We start from the raw sequence: 10108 nt of genomic DNA on the forward strand, positions 1-10108 counted from the left end.
CGTCGCCAGGGTGTCACGCAGTTGGGCGCGGCCGGTGACGCCGAGCTTGGGGAAGACCTTGTGCAGTGGAAGCCGATGGTGCGCGGAGACGGGTAGAGCCGGGCACCGATGTCCCGGTTCGTCAGGCCCTCGGCCGCCAGTTGGGCGACCTGAAGTTCCTGCGGCGTCAGGCCGGACACGGCTTCCGGCACCGCGGCGGGTGCCACCGCGACGCCCGCCGCCCGGAGTTCGGCGGCGGTGCGCTCGACCCAGGGCCGGGCGTCCAGCCGTTCGAAGATCTCCAGGGCGGTGCCGAGCGCGGGCCGTGCTTCGACGGACCGCCGGCGGCGCCGCAGCAATTCCCCGAAGTTCGGCCGCCCCGCTACATCGTGCCGCTCCGGGAACGCGGTCACCTCCTCGGCCTGATGGTGATCGTCGCGCCGCAGCGGCAACTGACCGGGCGGGAGAAGGAGACCATCGCGCGAGCCGCTCACCCCGTGTCCGCGCAGATGTACGCGGAACGCCTCGCGGCCGACACAGAGGAGACCGGCGCACAGGACCTGCTGCTAGGCCTGCTCGGCACCAGCTCGGCGGCGCGCGACGCCGCGCGGCGACAGGCGCTGGACAGCGGGCTGCTGAGGGAGAGGCCGCACGTCGTGGTCAGCGTCGTGCAGGTGTCCCGGGGCGAGGAGCCGCCGGGACGGACCGAGGCGGCCCTCAGGGGGAGCGATGGAGGGATTCCGGCAGACGCGTTCGGCACACGGCGTCATGGCGATCGAGCAGGACCGGGCAGTCCTGCTCCAGGTCCGGGACCGGCCCCCGGGCCCGGACGGACTGCGCGAGCAGTCCCGGCGCATCATCGAGGAACTCGGCACCTTCCTCGACGCGTCAGCCGCTCCGGTGGTCGGCATCGGCGGCCCCCGGACCGGTCTCGCCGACGCGTGGACCTCGTACGAGCAGGCACTTGTGGCGGTCCGTGCGGCCCGTCGGCTGCCCCACCTGAAGGGCATGGGCGACTGGGCGCAACTGGGGGAGTTCGCCGTGCTCCTGCACCTGCCGGAGTGCGTCCTGAACGCCTCGCTGCTCCCGCAGCCGCTGCGCGCCCTGGCCCAGGCTCAGGGCGGTGCCCGCTGCGGGACACCCCGCGGTGCTTCCTGGACAACGCCGGCTCCATCCCCAGGACTGCGGACGCCCTGCGACTCCACCGGACGTCGCTGTACTACAGGCTGCGGCAGATACGGGAGATCACCGGCCTCGACCTGGACAACGGCGCCGACCGGCTGGTCCTGCACATGGGCCTTCGGGTCGAGGAACTCCTCGCCAGGGCGGGCGAAGAGGCACCGATCTGACCCCGGCTGGCCGAACGCCGGGAACTCTGTGGCTTCCACGGCCTTCCTACAGAGCGAGAAAAGTTCTCAAACGGATTCGCACGGCGCGCGGTGGCGGTCGAAACCGCCGGTGCCCGACGATGTACACCGACGCCGACAGGGGGGAAGGCCGTGGGGGACATGACCACGAACGATGACGATGGTGCCAAGCCGGAGTTCCGCGACAGAGCGCGTGTTTCCCGGTGACCCGGGCCCGGAGCTTGGAGTTCTCATGACCGAGTTATCGATGACCCGTGTGTCCGATCTCGTTCGGATGCTGTCCGCGATGCCCGACGAGGGGGAGGGCGAGTTCCTGTACCTGGGCCTGCACGTCCGGGGGACGGTCGCGCTCACCCGGGCCGGGGAGGACGAGGCCTTCCTGGAGCCGGGGGACATGGTCTTCTGCGATCCGGCCCGGCGTGATGTCCTCCGGTTCGGCGAGGACTGCCTGATGACGTACTTCCGGACGACCCGCCGCCACCTGGGCGTCGCCGAGCCGGACCTGGACCGGGTCGTGGGTGTACCGGTGCGGCACGGTGTAGGTATGGGGGCGCTGGTGTCGGGCTTCCTGTCCGCGCTCGCCGCCGAGGAGGAGTTCCACCGGTCGGCGATCGGGGACCGGCTCGCCCGCAGTGCCGTGGACCTCCTCGCCGTCCTCGTCATGGAACTCCTCCAGGCGGAGACGGGACCGGACACGTCCGGCGCGTCGAAATCCGGCGGCGAGATGCTGTCGCGGATCCGGGCCTTCATCGAGGAGCATCTGACGGAGCCGGAGCTGTCACCGGAATCGATCGCACGCGCGCATCACATCTCCGTCCGCTATCTGCACAAGCTCTTCCAGGACGACGGCACCACAGTGGGCCAGTGGGTGCGGCAGCGCAGGCTGGACTCGTGCAGGCAGGAGCTCGGCCGGGCGTCGAATCGCAGGACAACCGTGGCCGCCGTGGCACAGCGTTGGGGCTTCAGCAGCCCCTCCCACTTCAGCCGCACCTTCCGGGACGCCTACGGTATGTCCCCCAGCGCATGGCAGGCGTTGGCGGCGTCGGGTGTCAGCTCGGCGAACACCGACGCGCGGTGTCCGTGAAACGGCCTTCCGTAGCTCCTGGCATGATCACGGCATACCAGCGAGCCTGCGCCGCCCGGCCCCAGTAAGTGCGTCCTCTTCGACGTCGACGGCACGTTGATCGACGCCGTGGACAACCAGCGCCGCGTCTGGGCGAGTTGGGCGGGGCGATACGGGCTCGACGCGGCCGAGGTCTATCGGGTGGCCTTGCGGACGCGGCCGATCGAGACCTTCGCGAAGGTGGCCCCGGACCAGGATCCACGGGAGTGCCTGGCCGCGCTGCACGAGCTGGAGGACGAGGACGTCCGGTGCGGCGTCTACGGGGCCTTCGACGGCGCGTCACAGCTTCTGGGCGCCCTGCCGTCGGGAGCGTGGGCGCTCGTGACCTCCAACTACGAGCACCGGGTGCGCGGGCGATTCGCTCGGACGGGCCTGCCGGTCCCGCGCGTCATCGTGGACGCCGCCGCGGTGGAGGAGGGCAAACCCTCGCCCGTGCCCTACCTGCTGGCCGCCGAGCAGCTCGGTGTCCGGCCCGAGGACTGCCTGGTCATCGAGGACGCCCCGTCCGGCGTCGAAGCAGGGCTGCGGGCCGGCATGACGGTGTGGGGCGTCAACACGGCGGCTGCGGTGGCCGGCGTGCACCGTCACTTCACGAGCCTGCGCGAAGCGGTCCCCGGCATCCTCGCCTTCGCCGGGCTGGAGGGATCAGCCGCAGTGCGGTGATCACGCCGTGGCAGGCGCGATCACGGCGTCGGGAACTGCCGGTGGTCCACCGACGGACCGGTGGACCGCTCAGGGCCGGGGCGGCCCCAGGGGGCATCGGTGGCCGAGAGCCGGTGCGTGGTCTCCTACGCCGTTCTCTCCGTGAACGACCTGGCGCTGGCGGCCCAGCCCTTCATCAAGAACCCCGACGCCGCCGAAGACGCCCTGACCGGACTGCTCCGCCAGGCGCAGGAGGCGGATCTGCTCGAGCCCGGTGTGGACGCACGGTCGGAGGCCGCCGGCCTGCTCGCCATGTCCGCGGGACTCGGCACGGGCATCCTCGTCGGCCAGCGCACTCCGGAGTCCGCCATCGCGGTCCTGGACCACCACCTGAACCGCGTCTTCCGTAGATGACGTAGATGACGTGGATGACGTGGATGACCGGGCCTCTGACGTCACCGGCGGGCTACTGTACGAACACGCCGTGCCGCCGTCGGTCAGCCGAGGAGGAACACTGTGTCATCGCCCTGCGACCCCCAGCACGCTCCCGCCGGCGATGTGGGCGCAGCACTCATGATGATCGACTCTCGGCTCAAGGCCATCTACGACGGCAGATCCGAGACCGACGCAGAACAGCAGGCGTTGACCGACCAGTTCGCCGTGTCCTTGGGGCCCCGCGGGGTCGACGACCTGCTGGACGGCGCGTGCACGCTCATCTACATGTTCATGCAGTGGCTGCGGATGGCCTACGAGGACCACGACAAGGACGTCATCGAGAGCGTGGTGCCCAACCTCGTGGCCACGATGCGCATGATGCCCAGGAGCGTCCGTCCCGAAGCGATCCCCACCATGGCCGGACTGCTCGTCGCCGCCGGCACCGGCCTGAGCCCGAGCCTGTGGCGCAAGCAGTACGGAGACTGGACCATGGACGAGATGAACCCCCTGGAAGCCACCGCCTTCCTGCTCGCGGAGCACATCAACCGCCTCACCGACGACCGCGAATTCGCCACCCGCATGATCACCGAAGCCCTGACCAGGGCGGACGAAGGCTGACTGCCGGGCGGCCCGACGGCGGTCGGGCGTGGCCGGGTGGTGGCCGAGAAGCGCAGCGCCCAGTGGCTCCGCCTACCGCCCGGTGAGCCGCTGTTCGAGGTCGCGCAGGTCCTTGCGGAGGGAGGAGCGGACCTGGCGGGCGAGCAGCGGCGCGGCCAGCCGGTAGAAGCCGCCTTCGCCGCCCCGGACGCGAATGCGGGCGAGTGTGCCTCTTGCGTCCGGCGCGAAGGCGTACGTGACATGCATGGGCATCGGACCGGCCACGGAGATCATGTCCAGCAGGTGAGGCGGTGCGTACGCGGCCACCCGCAGGACGTAGTCGATGCGCCGGCCGAGGAAGTATGCCGTCCGGGTGACCTCGGCGTTCACACCGAAGCCGCCCCCGTCCGCCTCCCGGGTCAGCTCCGCGGTGCGGATGCCCTGGGTCCACTCGGCGTCATGGCGCCAGTCCATGGCGTACTCGGCCACACGTTCGGGCGGGAGCGGGATCACGCGCTCCGCGGACACGTCGATCGTCATGGCGCTGCATCCTTGTCCTCGGCCGGCCCGGATGCGGGGTCGGCTGCTGAGGCCCAGCATCCTCGATGCCCGGGGTGGACGCACGACGAGCTGTCGAGGCTCCAGACGTAAGGATTCCGTCATCAGCCGCGGGATGTGGGGCGGCCGTGTGTTGGCGTTGAATCGGGAGGGTTGCGGAACTCTCAGGAGGCGAGTGGGGATGGGGCGCGTGCGCAAGGTGTTGACCGGGCCGTTGGTCATCGCGGTGCTGGTGGTGGCGGTCGGCGGAGTCGGCTTCGGGCTGTACTGGTTCCAGCCGTGGAAGCTCTGGCAGGACGAGACCGTTCAGGAGGCCCTGCCCGGGGTCGCGGAGACCTCCGCCCCTCCCGCGGCGGCGCCCTCCGAGCCTCCCTCCGGGTCGCCTTCCCCGGCCACCGGTCCGCGGACACTGGCGAGCGGTGAGCTGATCAGCCACGAGCACGCGACCTCGGGCACGGTGAAGCTCGTACGGCTGGCCGACGGTTCTCATGTCGTCCGGCTGGAGAACCTGAACACCAGCAACGGACCGGACCTGCGCGTCTGGCTGACCGACGCGCCGGTGAAGCAGGGGAAGGCGGGCTGGCACGTCTTCGACGACGGCAAGTACGTCAGCCTCGGCAAGCTCAAAGGCAACAAGGGAAGCCAGAACTACGCCCTCCCCCGTGACACGGACCTTTCGGGCTTCAGCAGCGTGAGCATCTGGTGCGACCGATTTGACGTGTCGTTCGGCGCCGCGGAGCTGGCCCGCACCTGACAGCGGACCCCCTACGGCCACTGACCGGACAGCGCGGCGATGCCCGCGTCGAAGCTGACCGGTGGCCGGAACTCCAGGTCGCGGCGGGCCGCTTGGACGCTGAACCAGTGGGGGTGCACCAGCTCGGCGACGAGGAAGCGGCTGAGGGCGTGGGTGCGGCTGAGGCCGCTCAGCCGCAGGACGGTCTCGGACGTGGCCGCGACGGCGTGGGCCAGGCGGTGGGGGACGGTGCACCAGGTGGCGCGGACGCCGGCCGCGCGCAGGAAGTGCGCGGTGAGCTCGCGCAGCGGGCGGGGATCGTCCTGGGTGATGAAGTAGGCGCGGCCTCCGACGGGGCGGCCCTCCCGGAGCCGGTCGAGAGCGAGCAGGTGCGCGTGGGCGGCCGTGTGCAGATGCGTCGTGTCGACGAGGTTGGTGCCGTCGCCGGGCATCACCAGCCGGCCCGCGCGTACGGCGCGTGCCAGGGCCGGGGCGAAATGCGGGTCGCCGGGGCCCCAGATGATGTGGGGGCGCAGGGAGACGGTGGCCAGGGCCGGGCCGTCGGCGGCCAGGACGAGGGCTTCCGCGTGTGCCTTGGTGCGCGGGTAGGCGGCCAGGTGCCGGCGGGGGTAGGGGCAGCGCTCGTCGGCGTTCTCCAGGCCGCCGGGCCGGAAGACGACGCTGGCGGTCGAGGTGTACACGAGGGTGCCGATCCCGTGGGCGCGGCACTGGTCGATGACGTTGCGGGTGCCGACGACGTTGGTTCTCCAGTACGGCGCCAGCGGGCCGCTGACGCCTGCCAGGGCGGCGTTGTGGATGACGGCGTCACAGCCGGCGAGCGCGCGGGAGACGGCGGCCGGGTCGGCGAGGTCGCCCAGGTGCTGGCGCACGCCGAGCTGCTCCAGGGCGGGGCTCGGGCGGCGGCCGAGGGAGGAGGTCGTGGTGCCGCGGGCGAAGAGCCGGCGGCAGATCTCCTGCCCGAGGAAGCCGCTGCCACCCGTGACCAGGACCCTCATCGGGCGCCTCCGGAAACGTACTTGGCGGCGTGGGCGGCCAGCCGGGCACGGTCGATCTTGGAGTTGTGGCGGATGTCGGTCGGGAAGCGGGGGTGGAACAGCACCGTGCCGATGCGGCGGCCGTGCCGGTGGTCGCCGAGGACGGCACGCAACGCCGCCAGAACCGTGCCCTTGGGTGTGCCGGGTGCGCGTTCGACGCAGAGCACCGCCCGCTGCCGTCCCGCCGGGCCGACGCCGACCAGGGCGGTGCGGCGGACTCCGGCGGCGGTGTCGGCGGCGGCCTCGACGTCCTCGGTGGTGAGGGTGAAGTCCTCGCCCGTGACGAGGTGGGCCTTGCGGCCGAGGTACCACAGCCGGCCTTGGTCGTCGATGCGTCCCAGATCGCCGGTGCGGTGCCACAGGGCGCCCCCGGCGAGCGACTTGGCTGCGGCGGTGGCGTCGGGGCGGGCGTGGTAGCCCGGGCTGACCACGGGCCCCGCGACGGCGATCTCCCCGAGACCGGTGGCGTCCGCGTCCAGGACGCACGCCTCGATGCCGGGCAGCGGCCGGCCCAGGCAGGTGCCGGCCTGGCCGGGGGGCGGCTGGGTGCGCAGCGCGCGCAGGTCGTCGGAGCCGATGGCGGCGACGGGCAGGCACTCCGTGGCGCCGTAGACGCTGAGGATCTCCGCCCCGGCCGGCAGGGCCTCCGACAGCAGCTCGACGAGACGTGGGCGCAGCGGTGCGCCGAAGGACAGCACGCGGCGGACCGAGGGCAATGTCAGGCCGTGGCGGGCGCAGTGGCCGGCGATCAGGCCGAGCACCGCCGGTGAACCGAGGACGATGTCGGCCCCGTGACGCAGCAGGGGACCGACGAGGCGACGCGGGGGCGTGCGGGCCGGGGCCAGATGGTCGACCTGCGGGGCGACCGTCGTGAGGCCGAGCAGCGGGCCCAGCGCGGCGAACGGCAGGAAGCAGGAGAGCAGGACGTCACCGGCCGCCGGGCGGAGTACGGCGTCCAGGGCGGTCAGCTGTCCGGCCAGGGTGCTGTAGTCGTACTCGACGCCCTTGGGCTGTCCGGTGGAGCCGGAGGTGAAGGCGATCATCGCCAGGTCCTCGGGCCGCGGTTCCGGGACGCGTGGCGCGGGGCCGTCGCCGTCCGGCACCGCCAAGGGCAGGCTGTGTCCCAGCAGCCGGTCCTGGCCGGGGAAGGCGCGGCCGGTGACCAGGGCCGTACGGACATGGCCGCGGCCCCAGCCCAGGGCCCGGCGCGCCACGTGTGCCAGGGGATCCCCGATGAAGACGCCGGGGGCGACCTCGTCCAGACAGCGCCGTACCTCGGCGCGCGGCTCGATCAGCACCGGGACGGCCCCGAGCGAGGTCAGGGCGTAGACGGCCGTGACGAGTCGACAGGCGTCCCGGGTCATCACCACGGCCTTGTCGCCGCGCCCCACCCCGGCCGCCCGGAGGGCGTCGGCGGTGCGGCGGCAGCCGTCCAGCAACTGTGCCGTCGTCACCGCCCGGTCGGACGAGGCGCCGGTGCAGCGGACGAGCACGGTGGCCTGCGCGTCCTCGGCCAGCCGGGCGAGGCGGGCGAAGACGCTGTCGTACGTGGTGGTCATCGCTGTCCTCGTCCTCGCAGGAAGTCACGGATGTGACCGCCGAGTTCGTCGCCGGCGTCGTCCATCACCAGGTGCCCGGCGCGCGGGAAGCGGTGGACGACGGCCTGCGGGTACCGGCGGATCCACTCGGCGAGGACCCGCGGCGTGAAGACCGGGTCGCGCATACCCCAGCCGATGAGCATCGGCAGCCGTGCCAGGTCGTCCGCGCCGTCGCGGGGGGTGAGCATCTGCCAGGCCGCGTCCGCGGGGTGACGGGGGATGGCGCGCACGAACTCCACGATCGCCCGGCGGTTGTCCCGGCGGGCATGGGGCAGCAGGTAGGCGCGCCGCTCGGCCCGGCTGAGCCGGTGGGTGACGCCGAGGCGGACCGCGGCCCGGGCGAAGGCGTTGGTGGCGTGCACCACGTCCGCGACCGGCCGGTGATCCCTGATCCAGCGCAGGTAGAACGGCAGCCGGTAGCCGTCGGGCCAGGGGAAGGCGATGGTGTTGAGGACCACCAGCCGGGAGACGACGCCCGGGTTGCGCAGCAGCCAGGCGACGCCGAGCGGGCCGCCCCAGTCGTGCACGACGAACGTCCAGCCCTGCCGCGGGACCCCCTCGTGGCGGACCAGGTGCTCGTAAAGGGCGTCCAGGTGGTCCAGTTGGCGCAGATACCGGGCCTGCGGGTCGGACGGCATTTCCATGTGCTGGGACAGGCCGAGTCCGGGCAGGTCCGGGGCCAGGCACCGGGCGTGCGGGGCCAGCGTGGGGAGCAGCTTGCGCCAGGCGTAGCTCCAGGTCGGGTTGCCGTGCAGGAACAGCAGCGGTTCGCCCGTACCGACGTCCAGGTAGTGCTGGCCCGTCGACGGCACGAGGCGCCAGTGCTCGCGTCCCGGGTAGCCGGGCAGCAGGAGTTGGAGGACGGAAGCCGGCGTGTCGGCGGCCGTGCGCCGGTTCTCGGCGGTCACCAGCGGACCAGCGCCAGACCGAAGCTCATGCCGCTGGCCAGGCCGATCATCGCCACCATGTCGCCCGGCTCGATGCGGTCGGTCTCCAGCGCCTTGACCAGTTGCAGGGGCAGGGAGGCCGCGGCGCAGTTGCCGTGCTCCGCCACGGCCGGCATGCACCGGTCCGCGGGCAGGGGGAGTCTGTCGACCATCTCCTGGTACTGGGGCATGCCGATCTGGTGGAAGGCGATGAAGGAGCTGGAGCGGACCGTCTCCAACTCCCGCTCCGCCGCCTGCCGGAGGAAGGTCAGACCCTCGACCGTGGTCGTGCGGAGCAGGTCGCCGTTGAGCCGGATGGTCAGGTGCTCGTCGTCGAACGCCCGCGGGTGCAGGGAGCCGCCGCCGCTGACGGTGCAGGCGTTCCAGGCGGTGGAGTCCGCGGCGAACCGGAGGGTGAGCACTCCGGGGTCGTGCTCCCCGGCGGGCCCGGCGGTGAGGAGCAGGGCGGCGCCGGCGTCGGAGACGGTGTAGCCGGGCATGGCCCGCATCAGCGCCTCGTGGTCGGGGACGTGCCAGCGCGTGACCATGGTGCCCGTCTCGCCGCAGGCGATGAGCACCGTGCGGTAGCGGCGGGTGGCGATGAACGCGCTCGCCACCTCCATCGCGTTGAGGACGCTGTTGCAGGCGTTCGTCACGTCGAACACCGGGCAGGTGGCGCCCAGTTTGGCGGCGACGAGGTGCGAGGTCGACGGTTCGATCATGTCCTGGCTGGTGGCGGCGAACAGCAGCAGGTCCACTTCGCCGATGGCCGTGCCGGCGTCCGCGAGGGCCTTGCGGGCAGCCGAGACCGCGAGGTCCGAGGAGCACTCCCCCTCCTCGCGGACATGGACGCCGCGCACGCCGGTGACGTCCTCGAGCAGACCGGGCGGCGGTACGTAGGGACTTCCGGCGGCGGCGATCCCGGCCCGGATCTCCTCCATGGTCCGGTAGCGGGACGGCAGATGGACGGCGATTGCTGTCAAGCGGGCACGCGGGGCTTCGAGCACCGCGCCACCGTAACGGCCGGTCACGCACCGTGACTTGGAGTTCACTCGTTCGCTGGAAGGAGACCACGCCAACGGGTGAACCGGGACT

General features: G+C 72.2%; 9 protein-coding genes and 4 pseudogenes. 7 read left to right on the plus strand and 6 right to left on the minus strand.

The window, feature by feature from the left end:
• Positions 1-110: 110 nt before the first annotated feature.
• Positions 111-473 (minus strand): annotated as a pseudogene (locus tag ABFX81_RS42170) (helix-turn-helix domain-containing protein); the annotation flags it as partial.
• A 274-nt stretch (positions 474-747) separates the two neighbouring features.
• Between ABFX81_RS42170 and ABFX81_RS06235 the strand changes: the two are divergent.
• From ABFX81_RS06235 to ABFX81_RS06260, 6 genes and pseudogenes are all read left to right on the plus strand, one after another.
• Positions 748-900 (plus strand): annotated as a pseudogene (locus ABFX81_RS06235) (PucR family transcriptional regulator); the annotation flags it as partial.
• Between the two features lie 140 nt (positions 901-1040).
• Positions 1041-1328, plus strand: coding sequence for a helix-turn-helix domain-containing protein (locus tag ABFX81_RS06240; protein WP_346137726.1), 288 nt, complete (start codon positions 1041-1043; stop codon positions 1326-1328).
• A 250-nt stretch (positions 1329-1578) separates the two neighbouring features.
• Complete coding sequence (locus tag ABFX81_RS06245) at positions 1579-2430, plus strand: helix-turn-helix domain-containing protein (protein ID WP_086847320.1); 852 nt, start codon at positions 1579-1581, stop codon at positions 2428-2430.
• A 39-nt stretch (positions 2431-2469) separates the two neighbouring features.
• Positions 2470-3132, plus strand: a pseudogene (locus ABFX81_RS06250) (HAD family hydrolase); the annotation flags it as partial.
• Between the two features lie 123 nt (positions 3133-3255).
• Positions 3256-3525 (plus strand): annotated as a pseudogene (locus ABFX81_RS06255) (TetR family transcriptional regulator C-terminal domain-containing protein); the annotation flags it as partial.
• A gap of 102 nt (positions 3526-3627) precedes the next feature.
• Entirely contained in the window at positions 3628-4164 is a 537-nt protein-coding gene (locus ABFX81_RS06260; RefSeq protein WP_086847324.1) for a hypothetical protein, read from the plus strand.
• Positions 4165-4236: 72 nt separating this feature from the next.
• Here ABFX81_RS06260 and ABFX81_RS06265 read toward each other — a convergent pair whose 3' ends face one another.
• Positions 4237-4683 (minus strand): SRPBCC family protein, encoded by a 447-nt coding sequence (locus ABFX81_RS06265; protein ID WP_086847325.1) that lies wholly within the window; start codon positions 4681-4683, stop codon positions 4237-4239.
• Between the two features lie 199 nt (positions 4684-4882).
• Between ABFX81_RS06265 and ABFX81_RS06270 the strand changes: the two genes are divergently transcribed.
• Positions 4883-5455 carry a DM13 domain-containing protein gene (locus ABFX81_RS06270; RefSeq protein WP_086847327.1) on the plus strand — a complete coding sequence of 191 codons (573 nt, stop codon included), beginning with the start codon at positions 4883-4885 and terminating at the stop codon, positions 5453-5455.
• An 11-nt stretch (positions 5456-5466) separates the two neighbouring features.
• Here ABFX81_RS06270 and ABFX81_RS06275 read toward each other — a convergent pair whose 3' ends face one another.
• From ABFX81_RS06275 to ABFX81_RS06290, 4 genes are read right to left on the minus strand one after another with little or no spacing between them, the layout of a single operon-like run.
• The gene (locus ABFX81_RS06275; protein ID WP_086847329.1) at positions 5467-6450 is read right to left on the minus strand and encodes an NAD-dependent epimerase/dehydratase family protein; all 984 of its coding nucleotides are present in this window, start codon (positions 6448-6450) and stop codon (positions 5467-5469) included.
• The gene (locus ABFX81_RS06280) at positions 6447-8048 is read right to left on the minus strand and encodes an AMP-binding protein (RefSeq protein WP_086847331.1); all 1602 of its coding nucleotides are present in this window, start codon (positions 8046-8048) and stop codon (positions 6447-6449) included. Before ABFX81_RS06280 ends, ABFX81_RS06275 begins: the two co-directional genes overlap by 4 nt.
• Positions 8045-8995, minus strand: coding sequence for an alpha/beta fold hydrolase (locus ABFX81_RS06285; RefSeq protein ID WP_346137728.1), 951 nt, complete (start codon positions 8993-8995; stop codon positions 8045-8047). Before ABFX81_RS06285 ends, ABFX81_RS06280 begins: the two co-directional genes overlap by 4 nt.
• A complete protein-coding gene (locus tag ABFX81_RS06290; RefSeq protein WP_346137729.1) occupies positions 8992-9996 on the minus strand; it encodes a 3-oxoacyl-ACP synthase III family protein in 1005 nt (334 codons plus the stop codon). Before ABFX81_RS06290 ends, ABFX81_RS06285 begins: the two co-directional genes overlap by 4 nt.
• Positions 9997-10108: the final 112 nt, after the last annotated feature.

The organism is Streptomyces coeruleofuscus, assembly GCF_039532725.1.
In the GTDB taxonomy this organism is placed as follows: domain Bacteria; phylum Actinomycetota; class Actinomycetes; order Streptomycetales; family Streptomycetaceae; genus Streptomyces; species Streptomyces coeruleofuscus.

What these genes read in the sequence shown, in the direction of transcription:
- ABFX81_RS06265 (WP_086847325.1), bottom strand. Translation starts at nt 4,683, where the DNA reads ATGACGATCGACGTGTCCGCGGAGCGCGTGATCCCGCTCCCGCCCGAA.
- ABFX81_RS06245 (WP_086847320.1), top strand. Translation starts at nt 1,579, where the DNA reads ATGACCGAGTTATCGATGACCCGTGTGTCCGATCTCGTTCGGATGCTG.
- ABFX81_RS06270 (WP_086847327.1), top strand. Translation starts at nt 4,883, where the DNA reads ATGGGGCGCGTGCGCAAGGTGTTGACCGGGCCGTTGGTCATCGCGGTG.
- ABFX81_RS06280 (WP_086847331.1), bottom strand. Translation starts at nt 8,048, where the DNA reads ATGACCACCACGTACGACAGCGTCTTCGCCCGCCTCGCCCGGCTGGCC.
- ABFX81_RS06275 (WP_086847329.1), bottom strand. Translation starts at nt 6,450, where the DNA reads ATGAGGGTCCTGGTCACGGGTGGCAGCGGCTTCCTCGGGCAGGAGATC.